The organism is Pseudarthrobacter sp. PvP004 (assembly GCF_017876035.1).
Lineage (GTDB): Bacteria > Actinomycetota > Actinomycetes > Actinomycetales > Micrococcaceae > Arthrobacter > Arthrobacter aurescens_A.
On sequence record NZ_JAGINL010000001.1, the window covers coordinates 773,845 to 788,779 of the forward strand.

Sequence of the window (14,935 nt, forward strand, 5' to 3'; positions counted from 1 at the left end):
TCAGTTACTGGCCTCATCGGCATCGGTTGGCTGCAGCATGGCCGCCCACATCTGTGGGAATTCCGGCATGGTCTTGGACGTCGTGGCGATGTCCTCAACCTGTACGCCTTCGACGGCGAGACCAAGGATCGCGCCGGCAGTAGCCATGCGGTGGTCGGCATAGCTGTGGACCACGCCCCCGTGAAGGGTCGCCGGCCGGATCACCAAGCCATCGGCGGTCTCTTCCGCATCGCCTCCGAGGCCGTTGATCTCGGCTACAAGGGCGGCAAGCCGGTCAGTTTCGTGCCCGCGGAGGTGGGCAATGCCGGTTAACCGGGAGGTCCCGGTGGCCAACGCGCACAGCGCGGCAACAGTAGGTGCCAGCTCGCTGGTTTCGTCGAAGTCGGCTCCCTTAATTTCGGCGCCGCCAGTCACTGTCAGCGTTCCGTCCTGGAAGGTCACCTCTGCTCCTAAGGCGGTCAGGATGGTGCGCCACTGGTCGCCCACTTGTGTGGTGCCGGCAGGCCAATTGGGAATGCGGACGGTGCCACGCGTGGCCAGCGCGGCGGCGAGGAAAGGCCCTGCGTTGGAGAGGTCTTGTTCGATACGCTGGTCAAAAGCCCGGATGCGGCCAGGGGAGACCCGCCAGTGGTTGGGTACGGAATCGTCCACGACCACGCCCACGCTGCGGAGGACCTCCACGGTCATGGTGATGTGGTCCAAGCTGGGAACGGGCTTGCCCACGTGCTCCAGATGCAGGCCCTCAACGAAGCGGGCACCCACCAGCAGCAACGCGGAAACGAACTGGGACGATGCGCTGGCGTCAATCACCAGATGGCCGCCCCGGACCTCGCCGGTACCGTCCACAGCGAAGGGAAGGGACGACGGCGTCCTGCCGCCGTCCGCTGCCACCGGAACGCCGAGGGCGATCAAGGCTTCGATGATGGTTCCCATGGGTCTGTTGCGTGCGTGGGGGTCGCCGTCGAAGACTGTAACGCCGTTACGCAGTGCCGCCAACGGGGGAACGAACCGCATGACGGTTCCGGCCAGTCCGCAGTCGATTGCCGTCTCCGCGCCCGACGCAGCCGGATCCATGGGTGTAATTTCCAGGTCCGGTCCGAAGTGGCCGTCACCGGGTACTTCGGTGACGGTTGCACCCAACTGCCGGAGGGCTTGGATCATCAGTGCGGAGTCGCGGGAATGAAGGGGAGCCCTCAACCGTGAGGGACCATCCGCCAAAGCCGCCAACACCAGGAACCGGTTTGTCAGGGACTTTGAACCGGGGACCGTCACCGTTGCGTCCACGGGCCCCTTGGCATGAGGGGCCGGCCACAAGGGGAGCGTGGTGGCGGCTTTTGTTGATTCGGTGTTAGCGGGGGTGGTGCCTGTCATGCTTCCTTATGCTCCAACTGCGTTGTCTACGGCTTTGCGAACTGCTTTGTCTGCGCGCTTGATCTGCTTGCCTGTCACTTTTTTGGCATCGGCCGCCAAGTGTTCTGCCCGCCAGGCAATGCTCGGACGGCCTTCTGTATCAACTGAGGCAAGAAGCACGCCGCCCGTGAGGGAAATGTTCTTCAGCAACTGGGCCTTGCGGGCGCTCCGGCCTTCCTTCGTGCTGATATCGGCCGAACGCCACTCGACATAGGAGTTCAAGGCCGACGTGATAGCGAGGACCGTGGCGGCGAAGCGGGAGAGTTTGCCGAGCCCGAGCAAAGCTCCGGCGCCCAGCTGTGCACCGCCGATGACGCGCGCGAGCGTCTTTTCGTCAGCTTTGAAGGGCAGGGATTCCGAGGCGCGGCGAAGGACGGGTGAGAGTTGCTTCGCAGTGTCGTCCGCGTTCCTGAGCTTGTCCAGCCCTGCGACGACGAAGCTGGACGCGAGCATGGGACGTGCGAGAAAACGGATAACAGACATGTCTTGCCTCCTGGATGGCTTGCCACATTAGTTCGATGAGTGTTGTGCTCAAGGGGTGCAGTCTGCTCTAGTCTTGCACTTTTGCGGAATATTTACCCAGCGGCAGCCGTTGTGAGTTTCAGGTGCGGCGGAGACCGGACCGCGGCATGGTGATGCCGCCTCGCTGAACGGAGTTGGTTTTTTGACTTTGGTGAAGGACCGCATGGTTCTACCGGAGGTTGGGTTTGGTGCGCAGCCGGATTCACCCACGCTGACAGTAGACTTGGCAACGATGAGCACCATTGAACCGGCCGCAGCGGCCATGTACCAGGCAGCCGACGCGGACGACGACGCAGCTGTTGCACCCGACGTCGATCCTGCTACGGAGACTCCTGAACAGCGGCGGGAACGCTTCGAGCGCGACGCGATGCAGTACGTGGATCAACTGTATTCGGCAGCCATGCGGATGGCGCGCAACCCCTCCGATGCCGAAGATCTGGTCCAAGAGGCTTACACCAAGGCGTTTTCGGCCTTTCACCAGTACAAGCCGGGTACCAACCTTAAGGCCTGGCTGTACCGCATCCTGACCAACACGTACATCAATCTCTATCGGAAGCGGCAGCGTGAGCCTCTGCAGTCCAACTCGGACACGATCGAGGATTGGCAGTTGGCCAAGGCGGAGTCGCATACCTCCGCGGGCTTACGGTCCGCTGAGACTGAGGCTCTGGACCACCTCCCTGACTCCGACGTGAAGAACGCTTTGCAGTCAATTCCTGAGGAATTCCGGCTGGCGGTCTACTTCGCGGATGTTGAAGGGTACGCCTACAAGCAAATTTCAGAAATCATGAACACCCCGATCGGCACGGTCATGTCACGGTTGCACCGCGGCAGGAAGATGCTGCGGGACATGCTGGCGGACTATGCCGCCGAACGGGGCTTCAGGGCCCAAACCGATGATCAGGCCGCGGCCGGAAGCAACAATCAGGAGAAAGAGAAATGAGCGACTGCCAGGGATTGGGCGATTGCGACGATACGCGAATGCAGCGGATCTACGAGTACCTCGACGGTGCGTTGACCCGCGAGGACCTCACTGAGATCAAGCAGCACCTGGACACCTGCGAGGAATGTGCCGAGCAGTACGACCTTGAATGCCTCATCCGCACCATGGTCAAGCGCTCATGCACTGAATCTGCGCCGGAAAACCTCAAGAACTCGATTCTTGACAGGATTCACTCCATCAAAGCCGTGGACGCCTGATACAACTCCGGCGCTCCAGAGTTGATCCCTTCACAGGGTGCAACTTCTCCAGCTCTTAACTGCGAAGGACCCGGAAACCGCATGGTTTCCGGGTCCTTCGCTTTTAAGCCTGTGACGCTAAGCCGATGGCTTAGGTGTTGGGACGCTTGCCGTGGTTCGCGCCGCCGCGCTTACGGTCACGACGCTTACGTGCACGCTTGCTCATAGCTGGCCTCCTTCAAGGATTGATACTCAATAAAGCTGCCCTCCAGTTTCGCACATCAGAGCGCTGCGCCGCGAACCGGGCGGGTGTCGTGCTCCCTCGGAGCAGCCCGTTAGTCAGTTTCGCAGCGAGTTCCTGATCGAGATGCGGGCCTGGTCCAATACAGTGCGCACGGTTTCAAGCGCAATGGGAGTCAGCGGATGAGCGGCGCCGTGCTGGCGCAATTCGACACGAATGTCGTCCCTGAAGGACTGGACCAATAGTTCCGCTTCCTTGAGGATGCGCTGACCTTCAGGAGTGTAGCCCGCTGTCCTGCTCCGAAAAGCAGCCGAAGAAGCGCTGGTGCGGGCGGCCTCGGCGGTGGCTGCGAGATCTGCCCGCAAGCCGCGCATATTGGTTCGGATGTCCTCCCGCAGATTGTCGGCGAGCCGCCTGACGGAGGCCGAAATTGTGTCCTCTACATCGGCAAGCTCCTGCCGGCGGCTGTCCAGCTCAGCGCGGCCGGCATCAGTGATGAGGTACTTGGTGCGACGCCCTTCGGCCTCCGTGGCAACGAGGCCTTCCTCCTCCAGCTTTCCCAAACGCGGGTAGATGGTTCCGGCGCTGGGGGAGTAGGTGCCGCCGAATCGCTCGCCCAACTCCTTGATCAGCTCATAGCCGTGCTTCGGACCTGTCTCGAGCAAGGCAAGCAGGTACAGTCGCAGGGCGCCGTGCGCAAAAACCGGGGGCATCAGAGGCCCGATTCCCCGGGGGCCGGGTGGCCGTTTTCCGGTGTGGGCGCCGATCCGTGCATGATGTAGGTCTTCCCGGACATCGTGTTGGTCCGAACCAGCATCAGTTTTTCGTCCGGGCCCACAATGGTGTGAACGTTGCTGCCGGGCTGGGCGTACATCTGGTCGTCGATCACCACGGTACCGCTGGCCGACTTCGCCACGATGTCCAGGCCGACATCATGTGGCAGCCGGATAGTCAGGTCTCCGGAGACGGAATTGGCCCCGAGGTCGTTGGTGTAGTCCTGCAGGTCAAAGCTGAGGTCGCCGCTCACGGTGCTCGCACGGACGTTCTTGAACTTGCCTGAAGCGGTGACTTCGCCTGAGACGCTCTTGGCGGTCAGGACGCCGTCGTGGTTTCTGGCGATGACCTCGCCACTGACTGTATTGACGTGTAATTCGCCGCTGGTGCTGTCGGCAAGGACCGAACCGGAGACCGTGTTCAGACGAGTGCGGCCGCTGATTCCCGAGACCATGCCGTCACCGCTCACGGTACCCGCCTCAACGTCGACGCCGGATGGTAGCGCAATGCCGACGATCACCGAGTTGCTGCTGGTGTTGTTGACGGTACCCATCAGGTTGCGGAACCAGCCCTGCGGTCCTTGGAGTTGGTGGCGTACTTCCAGCCTTCCGTCAACAAGCGTGACCGTCAGAGGGTCGCCCGTAATCTCGCTGATCTCGATGCGGACAAATGGCTCGTCGTGCGTCACCACGTCAAAGCGGCCTTTGACAATGCCCAGTTTGAGAGAGCGGACATTCTCCACATCAATGGTTTGCGGGCCCGTCACGGTCCATAGTTCGTCAGACATGATCCCTCCAAGTTGCGATATATCGCGTTGATAGAAAACACGATATATCGCGTCTAGCCAGGAGGCAATGGTTTGTTGACTAATGCCGGACGGCAGGTCAGGGCTATGACCTGTAAATCTTGCCGATGAGCGAGCGGGCGATGATTACCGCGGGATCGCGGCCGTCGGCAGCGGGCGCCAAATTGGTCCACACCACCAACGTGACGGAATTCGCAGGATCGCTGCCCATGAAGGTGTTGAAGCCTGGAAGTTCTCCGGTGTGGCCGTAGAGATTACCGAACTTCGCGATCCCCAAACCATACGAGGCACTGCGCGGGTCGTCCGGGTTCGTGGGCGTGACGGTCTCAAGCCGCTTTTGTTGCAGTTCAGCGTTCAGGAGCTTTCCGTTGACAAGGGCCTCCCCAAGAGTCTTCAGATCAGTGGCCGTGGAGATCCCCGAACCCGCTGCCCAAGCCCACGATGGATTGACGTCAGTGACGTCGTTGGGTGCGAGCGTGCCGGCGTTGGCTTCCTGCTGCATGGCCTCCGGGAGTGCGGGATTCGTCATGGTCAGGACGTTGTCCCCGAAGAAGTAGCCCTGGGGATGGGGTTCGGGAATACTGTTCGACGCGATGTCGGGGAACACTGTTCCCGTCATGCCCAGCGGCTCAAAGATGCGTTCCTTGAACAGTTGCCCCAACGGTTTCCCGGCGATCTTTTCGGCGATGAGGCCCAGCAGGACCGTGTTGGTGTTGGAGTAATGGAAACTCTGGCCAGGCGCAAAGTACGGTGGGTGTTTGTAGGCCAGGGCTAGAAGTTCGTCCGGTTGCCAAGCCCTTTGCGGGTCCGTGTCCATGGCCGAATTGAGCTCGAGGGTTTCCGTGTAGTTGAACAGCCCGCTCCGCATGGTCAGCAGCTGATCGATAGTGATGTTGTCCCCGTTGGGAACGTCGGGCCGGTGCCGGGACACCGGATCGTCCAAGGAAAGCTTGCCCTCCTGGACCATCTGCAGAATGGCTGTTGTGGTCCAGGTCTTGGTGACGGAGCCCACCCGGATATGGTCCTCGGTGGATACTGCGCGCTGGGCGTCGCGGACACCAGTGCCGTAAGAAGCCGTGAGGGTCCCTTCGGGGGTCACCAACAACATCACCGCCCCAGGGACAAGGACTTCCTTCGCGGTCCGCTCGAAGTCGGCGCGCAGGGTTCCGGCGTCGAATGGCTGCAACGCAGCCGTGGCCGTTGATGGCGAGGATGTTGATGACGAAATCGTTGATGACGAAGCCGTGGGCGTGGCTGTTGGCGACGTCGCTGAAGGAGAGGGCGGACCGGAACTGCAGGAAACTGTGGCTACCACTGCGGCAACAATGGCCGCGGTGAATGGTGCTCTGACAGAAACCTTCACGATCCGTGTCATGGCTACTCCGGTTGTGCGATATTAAGCCACTGGAACCAGCCGCGGTGCAGGACAAGCCACGCAATTAATCCGTAGCCGGCCTGGCCCGGTGTTCCCCCATTGGCTGCGAGGTCGGTCCTCCACTGCTCATGATTGAGCAAGGGGGAGAACGTGTCAACGTAGTGGTGGTTTCGTCGCGTGGTGACATCAGCGAAGGCAGTGTTCAGTTCAGCAAGCCGCTTGTTGCGGGCGGGATCAAGCGTGGGGGGCGGGCCCACCACAAAGACTTCCACGCTGCTGTGTGAAGCGCCGTCCAGGATGTTGGCAAGATTCAAACGGCTGCGCGCCGTGGACAGGCCAAATTCGAGGTCGCGCCCCGAAAGACCGATCACCAATCGATTCTCATGCGTGTCGCTGAAGCGCCTGCCGGCCTCGTCCTGCCAGCGGGCGGCGAGGCCCTCAGTGCCTTCCATGGGGCAGGGGAGCGGGAAACTTTCCACCACAACGGAGTCCTGGGGCGTGCGGGCCAGGACTCTTCCGAGCCAACCCAATGCGCGGGGATCCCCCAGACCCGCGAGCAGTTCATCTCCTACAGCTGCGATGCGCAGCTTCCTGTCTTCCACGGTTACCTCTTCACACTCGTTACGGTCCTTGCACGGTTTCCGAATCATCGGCCGGTTTGGGAACCGGGTACCTGTCCCATTAAACAGAACTGCCCGGCCTGAGGCGCGCTCATCGCTCCTCAGGCCGGGCAGTTTCGTTTACTTGCGTTCGAACGCCTGCTTGATCAGGGCATCCTGTTCAGCAGCGTGGCGCTTCATGGAACCGGCAGCGGTGGATGCCGAAGCCGGACGCGACACGAGACGAAGCTTGCGATCAAGCTCCGGTGCCAGGTTCAGGCCCATGAACGGCCACGGACCCTGGTTGGCGGGCTCGTCCTGTGCCCAAACGATGTCAGCGTTCGGGTACTTGGCGAGTTCGGCGTCAATCTCAGCCTTGGGCAGCGGGTACAGCTGCTCTACGCGGATGATCGCAGTCGAAGTGTCGCCGGACTTCTGACGGTTGGACAGGAGGTCGTAGTACAAACGGCCTGAGACCAGGATGACGCGGTCCACATTGGCAGGCTGTACTTCCGGATCAGCAATGACCGGCTTGAAGCCGCCGGTGGTGAAGTCTTCCACGGCCGAAGCCGCACCCTTGAGGCGGAGCAGCTGCTTGGGTGTGAAGATGATCAACGGCTTCCGCGGACGGCTGTAAGCCTGGCGGCGCAACAGGTGGAAGTGCGAGGCGGCCGTGGTGGGGTTGGCCACGATCATGTTGTCCTCGGCGCACATCTGCAGGAAGCGCTCGATGCGTGCCGACGAGTGGTCCGGACCCTGGCCTTCGTAACCATGCGGCAGCATGAGAACCAGCGAGGAGCGCTGGCCCCACTTCTGTTCAGCCGAGGAAATGAACTCGTCAATGATGGTTTGGGCGCCGTTGACGAAGTCACCGAACTGGGCCTCCCAGAGGACCAAGGCATCCGGACGCTCCACCGAGTAGCCGTATTCGAAGCCCATGGCCGCGTATTCGGACAACAGGGAGTCGTAGATCCACAACTTGGCTTGGTCGTCGGAAAGGTTGCCCAGTGGCAGCCATTCGTTGCCGTTGGCGCGGTCGTGGAACACGGCGTGACGCTGGACGAACGTTCCGCGGCGGGAGTCCTGGCCAGCCAGGCGTACGGGTACGCCTTCCATGATCAGGGAGCCAAAGGCTGCGATCTCGCCGAAGCCCCAGTCGATGCCGCCTTCACGGGACATCTGCTCACGCTTCTCAAGGAGCTGCTTGAGCTTGGAGTGAACGGTGAAGCCATCCGGAATTTCCAGGTGCGCCTTGCCGATGCGGGCAAGGGTTTCGGCGGAAATCGCCGTGGAGGCAGGGGAGTTGGTCCCGAAGTCAGCCTGCTGCGCAATGGGACGCTCGATGTCCGAGACAGCAGCGGAGTCCGCCGTGATGATCGGGATCGGTGAAGTCTGTGCAGCGTGCGTCTCAGCGAAGACGCGCTCAAGGCGCTCCTGGTAGTCGCGGAGCAGCTGCTCAGCTTCTTCCTCGGTAATGTCTCCGCGGCCGATGAGCGACTCGGTGTACAACTTGCGAACGGAGCGCTTGGCTTCGATCAGGTTGTACATGAGCGGCTGGGTCATCGAGGGGTCGTCGCCTTCGTTGTGGCCGCGACGGCGGTAGCAGACCATGTCGATGACAACGTCCTTGTGGAAACGCTGACGGAACTCGTAGGCGAGCTGCGCAACGCGCACCACGGCTTCGGGGTCGTCGCCGTTCACGTGGAACACCGGTGCCTGGATCATCTTGGCAACGTCCGTGGAGTACGTGGACGAGCGCGATGACGACGGCGCGGTGGTGAAGCCAACCTGGTTGTTGACGATCACGTGGATGGTACCGCCGGTGCGGTAGCCACGCAGCTGGGAGAGGTTGAGGGTTTCAGCCACAACACCCTGGCCTGCGAAGGCTGCGTCACCGTGGACCATGATGGGCAGGACAGGGAAGGACTCGCCCTGGTCCAGACGGTCCTGCTTGGCGCGGACGATGCCTTCGAGGACGGAGTCAACAGCTTCCAGGTGGGACGGGTTGGCGGCGAGGTAGACCTTGGTCTGCTTGCCGTTGTCCGAGGTGAAAGTACCCTCCGTGCCGAGGTGGTACTTGACGTCACCGGAGCCCTGGACCGAGCGGGGGTCCTGGGTGCCCTCGAATTCGCGGAAGACCTGTGCGTAGGTCTTGCCTGCGATGTTGGTCAGCACGTTAAGGCGGCCACGGTGGGCCATGCCGATGGCAACTTCGTCCAAGCCGTCGTCGGCTGCGTCGGAAATGACGGCGTCGAGCAGCGGAATCAGCGACTCGCCACCCTCAAGGGAGAAGCGCTTCTGGCCAACGAACTTAGTCTGCAGGAAGGTTTCGAAAGCCTCTGCAGCGTTGAGCTTGGAGACGATGCGCAACTGCTCTTCACGGCTCGGCTTGGAGTATGGGTGCTCCAACTGGTCCTGGAACCACTTGCGTTCTGCCGGCTCCTGGATGTGCATGTACTCGATGCCCGTGGTGCGGCAGTAGGCGTCGCGGAGCACGCCGAGGATGTCTCGGAACTTGAGCTGCGGCTTGCCACCGAACCCGCCGGTAGGCCATTCGCGGTCCAGGTCCCAGAGGGTCAGGCCATAGGTGAGGACGTCCAGGTCAGGGTGCTTGCGCTGTACGTACTCCAAAGGATCGGTGTCGGCCATGAGGTGGCCACGCACGCGGTAGGAGTGGATCAGCTGCTGGATGCGGGCTACCTTGTTGATCTCGTCTGCAGGATCAACCTGGAGGTCCGGGCTCCAGCGCACGGGCTCGTACGGAATGCGCAGGGCTTCGAAGATTTCGTCGTAGAAGTTCTGCGCACCGAGGAGGAGCTGGTGGACAAGCTTGAGGAACTCGCCGCTGCCTGCGCCCTGGATGACGCGGTGGTCATAGGTGGAGGTCAGGGTGAGGATCTTGCTGATGGCGTTCTGAGCGATGATCTTCTCGCTCGCGCCCTGGAACTCAGCAGGGTAGTCAAGGGCGCCGACGCCGATGATGGCCGCCTGGCCCTTGGAAAGGCGCGGTACCGAGTGGACCGTACCGATTCCACCGGGGTTGGTGAGGGAGACCGTAGTACCTGCGTGGTCGTCAGCGGTCAGCTTGCCGTTGCGGGCGCGCTTGATGAGGTCCTCGTAGGTGTGCCAGAACTCGGCGAAGTCCATGGTCTCGGCCTTCTTGATGTTCGGAACCATCAGGAGGCGGGTGCCATCGGGCTTGGGCATGTCAATGGCGATGCCGAAGTTGACGTGGGCGGGCTGAACGGCGCTCGGCTTTCCGTCGATCTCGTCGTAGTAGACGTTCATCGACGGGAACTGGGAGAGCGCGCGGACAACCGCATATCCGATGAGGTGCGTGAACGACACCTTGCCACCGCGGGCGCGGGCAAGGTTGGAGTTGATGACCACTCGGTTATCGATGAGCAGCTTGGCAGGAACTGCCCGGACGCTCGTGGCAGTGGGCACTTCAAGGCTGGTCACCATGTTGGTGGCAATAGCCTTGGCAGGACCGCGGAGGACTGAAACGACGTCTTCCTCAGGTGCTGTAGGAGCCTTGGTGCTCTTGGGGAGCTGTGCCGGAATGGGCTGGGCCGTGGTGCCGGCGGCGGGCTTCTTTGCTCCGTCCCGGGCAACCGTGGCGGGTGCCTTTTTCGCCGGGGCGGGCGCCGCCGGTGCAGCCTCCGGGGCAGCGGCGGGAGCGGCCGGCGTCGGTGCCGGTGCTGCCGGAGCTACCACGGGAAGTACTTGGGTAGGGGGATTGGCAGCCGATGCGGCTGCGGAGGATCCGTTGGAAGAAGTGCCGTCACCGGAAGCAAAGGACTCGAAGAGTGGCCACCATTTGGCGTCGACCGAATTCTTGTCCTGTTGGTACCGCTCGTACAGTTCGTCAACGAGCCACTCGTTTCCGCCAAATTCCTCTGGTAGACGGTGGCTGGGCTGCTCTGGCACTTGAAATACGCCTCTTCCATGAGTGTTGTTTTCCCGCTGGCCACAGATGCTCTCCACAACGGTGGGCCAGGGTCCGGGTCCCGCGAACTCAGACCCATGTCAGTCTAGTTAGGATCGTTGGTTAACTGCCAATAGTGGTGACCTAAATCATGTTGCGGCTGACGTATTGGGCATGGCCTTCTTCTTGAAGCGTACGTGACGCCGGCGAAGCGCCCGTGGCCGGGCGGACTGTAGACTGAAGTTCTTATGGACAGTAAATCTAGGTGCCGGCCTGGGAACTGTCGGGGGAGCCAATCTGGCAAACCCGCACAGCGTGCCCGTCGAGCCGGCAATACCCGTTCACATGCCCATCACGCGCCGGCGCTCACAGCCGGTGGTGCCGCAGACCATGCGTCCGCGGGACCCGACCAGCCTCCGCCGGGGAGAATCCCCGAGCCAAAGGCTTCTTCACCCTTGCACGCGCCCACTCTTGGAGTGATGCACTAGGTGGAATGGATTCTTCTCCTTGCCGGCTTTGCTTTGATTCTTGGCACCGGCTTTTTTGTAGCAGTTGAGTTTTCCCTTGTTGCCTTGGACCAAGCAAGCGTTCAGCGTGCAGTCGACAACGGCGACCACGCTGCCGCCCCGCTGCTGAAGTGCCTTAAGTCGCTCTCCACACAGCTCTCCAGTTGCCAGTTGGGCATCACGCTGACCACTTTGTTGACAGGTTTTGTGATGGAGCCCTCTGTCGGGCAGCTGCTTGTTGGGCCCCTCGGCCTGCTGGGCCTCGCCCCTGAAGTGGCGCATTCGGTCGCGTTGATTGTTGCCATGGCGTTCGCCACGCTCCTTTCGATGCTTCTGGGCGAGTTGGTCCCCAAGAACATGGCCATTGCCCTCGCTTTTCCTTTGGGCAAACGCCTGGCGCGCCCCCAGCTGATGTTTACGGCTGTTTTCAAGCCGGCCATCGTGGTGCTGAATGGATTCTCGAACAAGGTGCTGAACCTGTTCGGCCTCGAAGCCAAGGAAGAGATCTCGGGGGCGAGGACCCCTGCGGAGCTTGCATCTTTGGTGCGGCGCTCGGCGGAGCTGGGGACGTTGGATGCCGGTACGGCCAACTTCGTCGCCCGTACCCTGAACTTTTCCGGGCGCACGGCGGCGGACGTCATGACGCCCCGCATCCGCATGGAAACGATCGACGCCGACCAGCCCGTCTCCGACGTCCTGGATGCCGCGCGCAGAACCGGATATTCCCGGTTCCCTGTCATTGGGGATTCCACGGACGATATCCGCGGCGTGGTTCACATCAAGAAGGCGGTAGCTGTTCCCGCGGAGCGTCGGGCCAAGCTTGAGGCAGGCGCGATCATGACGGACGTCCTGAAGGTTCCAGAGACTATTCATTTGGACGCACTCCTTGCTGAATTGCGCGAGGGCAACCTCCAACTCGCCGTCGTGCTGGATGAATACGGCGGCACCGCGGGCATCACCACCCTTGAGGACCTCGTGGAAGAGATCGTCGGCGAAGTCGCCGATGAGCATGACAAGGTCCGGCCGGGAGTGCTGCAGAGCGCGTCCGGGGACTGGTACTTCCCGGGCTTGTTGAGGCCGGACGAAGTGTCTGAGCAGATTCCCAACCTGACCGTTCCTGATGAATCTGCCTACGAGACCGTGGGCGGGTACGTCATGAGCCAGCTTGGCCGTATTGCCAGGACAGGTGATGTGGTGGATACCGTCGGCGGGACGCTGACCGTCACCCGGATGGACGGCCGAAGGATCGACAGGATCTGTTTCCATCACGTGGAGACGGACGAATCATCACCCGTGGATACCGGAAGCACGCGTCGCGAAGCAGGTGCCGTATGAGTGACTGGGTAGGAATTGTCTGGCTCGTGGTGCTCCTGATTGGCAACGCGTTCTTTGTGGGTGCCGAGTTCGCGGTCATGTCGGCGCGTCGCAGCCAGATTGAGCCACTTGCCGAAGCCGGGTCCAAGCGCGCGCAAACAACACTGCGCGCTATGGAAAACGTCTCGCTGATGCTCGCTTGCGCCCAGCTGGGTATCACTGTTTGCTCGCTCTTGATCCTCCAAGTTGCCGAGCCCGCGATCCACCATCTGTTGGCTGAGCCATTGGAGCTGGTTGGTGTTCCGGTTGAACTGGCAGACATCATCGCTTTTGCCATCGCGCTGCTGTTCGTCACGTTCCTGCACGTCACCTTTGGCGAGATGGTCCCCAAGAACATCTCGGTTTCCGTTGCGGACAAAGCCGCCCTGCTGTTGGCTCCGCCGCTGATGTTCATCGCCCGTGTGGTGAACCCGATTATCTGGACCCTGAACTGGTTGGCCAACCACATCCTGCGGCTGATGAAGATCGAGCCCAAGGATGAAGTGTCCTCTTCGTTCACGCTTGAGGAGGTGCAGTCGATTGTTCAGGAATCCACGCGCCACGGTTTGGTGGATGACGAAACGGGCCTGCTGAGCGGCGCTTTGGAGTTCTCGGAGCATACGGCCTCGCACATCATGGTTCCTTTGGACAAGCTGGTGGTGCTGAAGACTGCTTCCACTCCGGTGGACTTGGAAAAGGCGGTCAGCCGCACCGGTTTCTCCCGGTTCCCGATGGTGGACGACGACGGCGAACTCGCCGGATACCTGCACGTGAAGGACATCCTGTCCATTCCGGACGAGGGCCGGCGGCATCCCATCGCCGAGGGCCGCATCCGGTCGTTGGCCAACCTTGCGCCTGATGACGAGATCGAGCAGGCAATGTCCGTCATGCAACGTACGGGTTCGCACCTTGCCCGTGTTGTCGGCGCAGGCGGCGAAACTCAGGGTGTCCTGTTCCTGGAGGACGTCATCGAACAGTTGGTCGGTGAGATCCGGGATGCCACCCAGGCAACCGGCATTCGCCGCTACGGTGGTCACCAAGTGCAGTAGCAAGCAATGAATCAGGCTGGCGTCGACCCCCTAGGTCGGCGCCAGACTTGTCTAAATAGGAATCATTCCAAACTAGGGGTTACACTGGAATCTGCCAGTAATTGTGTTTGATTCTCATTTTGAGTAGATCCGAGGTCCTCGTGCGTCGTTCCGCCGCCCGCCTGTCCGTGGCAGCTTCAGCAGCTCTTGCCGCCCTCATGCTTTCTTCCTGCGCCGGTACGGCTGGAGCCAACAATGCATCGTCATCCGGTGCTATTGAGGTAGTCACCTCCACGAACGTCTACGGAGACGTTGTGAAGGCCATTGGCGGGGATAAAGTCAACGTGAGTGCCATCATCACCAAGACAAGCCAGGACCCGCACTCGTACGAGGCAAGCGCCCAGGACAAGTTGGTGATCTCCAAGGCGAAGCTCGTGGTGGAGAACGGCGGAGGCTACGACGAGTTCCTTCACAAAATTGCCGACGAGACCAAGGTCGGACACGAGAACATGATCAGTGCTGTGGAGATCTCAGGGCTTGCGCCCGAAGAGGAAGGCCATGGCACGGAATCCAAGAGCGCCGAGGCCCACAGCGAAGACGAGCACGCGCACGACCACGGTGACTTCAACGAGCACGTCTGGTACAGCCTGGACGCGATGGGCAAGCTCGCCGATGCAGTGGCCGTAAAGTTGGGCACCTTGGACGCGGGGTCCGCATCCACTTTCACGGCCAATGCGGACACCTTTAAAGCGAAGCTCGCTGAACTCAACGGACAACTCGCTGCCGTCAAGGCGGCCAACGATCACGCCCCGGTGGCGGTCACTGAGCCTGTTCCCCTGTACCTGCTGGAAGCAGCCGGCCTGGAAAACAAGACCCCTGAGGCTTACAGTGCCGCCATCGAAGAGGAAACCGATGTCCCGGCAGCTGTGTTGAAGGAAACCACTGACCTTGTCAGTGCCAAGTCTGTCCGGTTCCTGGCCTACAACCAGCAGACGGAAGGGCCCCAGACCGAGGCCGTCAAACGGGCCGCGGACACGGCCGGCGTGCCGGTAGTGAACTTCACTGAGACGCTGCCTGACGGGAAAGACTACCTCCAGTGGATGACGGACAACGTGGAATCCATTTCGACAGCACTCAAGAAGTAGCGTTCCCGGAACCCAATTGCGGTGAAGGGCCCCGTAGGCGTCCTAAGATATTCAGGATGGCTGCGGGGCCTTT

At 61.4% G+C, this 14,935-nt stretch carries 14 protein-coding genes; 6 read left to right on the top strand and 8 right to left on the bottom strand.

Annotated elements, in window-relative coordinates:
- Both aroA and J3A64_RS03500 read right to left on the bottom strand, forming a co-directional pair.
- Entirely contained in the window at positions 1 to 1,371 is a 1,371-nt protein-coding gene (gene aroA / locus J3A64_RS03495) for a 3-phosphoshikimate 1-carboxyvinyltransferase (RefSeq protein WP_043470431.1), read from the bottom strand.
- A gap of 6 nt (positions 1,372 to 1,377) precedes the next feature.
- Positions 1,378 to 1,893, bottom strand: a complete 516-nt coding sequence (locus J3A64_RS03500) for a DoxX family membrane protein (RefSeq protein WP_210063638.1) — start codon at positions 1,891 to 1,893, stop codon at positions 1,378 to 1,380.
- Between the two features lie 181 nt (positions 1,894 to 2,074).
- Between J3A64_RS03500 and J3A64_RS03505 the strand changes: the two genes are divergently transcribed.
- Together J3A64_RS03505 and rsrA are read left to right on the top strand one after the other, a co-directional pair.
- Positions 2,075 to 2,872 carry a sigma-70 family RNA polymerase sigma factor gene (locus J3A64_RS03505; protein ID WP_011775301.1) on the top strand — a complete coding sequence of 266 codons (798 nt, stop codon included), beginning with the start codon at positions 2,075 to 2,077 and terminating at the stop codon, positions 2,870 to 2,872.
- Positions 2,869 to 3,129, top strand: a complete 261-nt coding sequence (gene rsrA / locus J3A64_RS03510; protein ID WP_011775300.1) for a mycothiol system anti-sigma-R factor — start codon at positions 2,869 to 2,871, stop codon at positions 3,127 to 3,129. Before J3A64_RS03505 ends, rsrA begins: the two co-directional genes overlap by 4 nt.
- A gap of 130 nt (positions 3,130 to 3,259) precedes the next feature.
- Here the strand turns inward: rsrA and J3A64_RS24060 are convergent, their stop codons facing one another.
- The 4 genes from J3A64_RS24060 to J3A64_RS03525 form a co-directional block, all read right to left on the bottom strand.
- Positions 3,260 to 3,334 carry a 50S ribosomal protein bL37 gene (locus J3A64_RS24060; protein ID WP_369299106.1) on the bottom strand — a complete coding sequence of 25 codons (75 nt, stop codon included), beginning with the start codon at positions 3,332 to 3,334 and terminating at the stop codon, positions 3,260 to 3,262.
- A 113-nt stretch (positions 3,335 to 3,447) separates the two neighbouring features.
- Positions 3,448 to 4,062, bottom strand: coding sequence for a PadR family transcriptional regulator (locus tag J3A64_RS03515; protein ID WP_011775299.1), 615 nt, complete (start codon positions 4,060 to 4,062; stop codon positions 3,448 to 3,450).
- Positions 4,062 to 4,910 carry a DUF4097 family beta strand repeat-containing protein gene (locus tag J3A64_RS03520; protein WP_014922204.1) on the bottom strand — a complete coding sequence of 283 codons (849 nt, stop codon included), beginning with the start codon at positions 4,908 to 4,910 and terminating at the stop codon, positions 4,062 to 4,064. Before J3A64_RS03520 ends, J3A64_RS03515 begins: the two co-directional genes overlap by 1 nt.
- Positions 4,911 to 5,013: 103 nt before the next feature.
- On the bottom strand, positions 5,014 to 6,114 hold the full coding sequence (locus J3A64_RS03525; RefSeq protein WP_286176155.1) for a serine hydrolase: 1,101 nt from the start codon (positions 6,112 to 6,114) through the stop codon (positions 5,014 to 5,016).
- A 7-nt stretch (positions 6,115 to 6,121) separates the two neighbouring features.
- On the opposite strand from J3A64_RS03525, the gene J3A64_RS23590 reads away from it, so the two are divergent.
- Positions 6,122 to 6,328 carry a hypothetical protein gene (locus J3A64_RS23590; RefSeq protein WP_238324325.1) on the top strand — a complete coding sequence of 69 codons (207 nt, stop codon included), beginning with the start codon at positions 6,122 to 6,124 and terminating at the stop codon, positions 6,326 to 6,328.
- On the opposite strand, the gene J3A64_RS03530 is transcribed toward J3A64_RS23590, so the two are convergent.
- Positions 6,306 to 6,953 carry a GDSL-type esterase/lipase family protein gene (locus J3A64_RS03530; RefSeq protein ID WP_011775296.1) on the bottom strand — a complete coding sequence of 216 codons (648 nt, stop codon included), beginning with the start codon at positions 6,951 to 6,953 and terminating at the stop codon, positions 6,306 to 6,308. The genes J3A64_RS23590 and J3A64_RS03530 overlap by 23 nt on opposite strands.
- A gap of 90 nt (positions 6,954 to 7,043) precedes the next feature.
- The gene (locus J3A64_RS03535) at positions 7,044 to 10,832 is read right to left on the bottom strand and encodes a multifunctional oxoglutarate decarboxylase/oxoglutarate dehydrogenase thiamine pyrophosphate-binding subunit/dihydrolipoyllysine-residue succinyltransferase subunit (RefSeq protein ID WP_014922201.1); all 3,789 of its coding nucleotides are present in this window, start codon (positions 10,830 to 10,832) and stop codon (positions 7,044 to 7,046) included.
- A gap of 486 nt (positions 10,833 to 11,318) precedes the next feature.
- On the opposite strand from J3A64_RS03535, the gene J3A64_RS03540 reads away from it, so the two are divergent.
- The 3 genes from J3A64_RS03540 to J3A64_RS03550 all read left to right on the top strand — a co-directional run bounded on the left by J3A64_RS03540 (position 11,319) and on the right by J3A64_RS03550 (position 14,862).
- On the top strand, positions 11,319 to 12,671 hold the full coding sequence (locus tag J3A64_RS03540) for a hemolysin family protein (RefSeq protein WP_210063640.1): 1,353 nt from the start codon (positions 11,319 to 11,321) through the stop codon (positions 12,669 to 12,671).
- Positions 12,668 to 13,738, top strand: a complete 1,071-nt coding sequence (locus tag J3A64_RS03545) for a hemolysin family protein (protein ID WP_210063641.1) — start codon at positions 12,668 to 12,670, stop codon at positions 13,736 to 13,738. The genes J3A64_RS03540 and J3A64_RS03545 overlap by 4 nt, the downstream gene beginning before the upstream one ends.
- A 107-nt stretch (positions 13,739 to 13,845) precedes the next feature.
- Positions 13,846 to 14,862: a metal ABC transporter solute-binding protein, Zn/Mn family gene (locus J3A64_RS03550; protein WP_014922199.1), complete on the top strand. Its 1,017-nt coding sequence runs from the start codon at positions 13,846 to 13,848 to the stop codon at positions 14,860 to 14,862.
- Positions 14,863 to 14,935 lie beyond the last annotated feature (73 nt).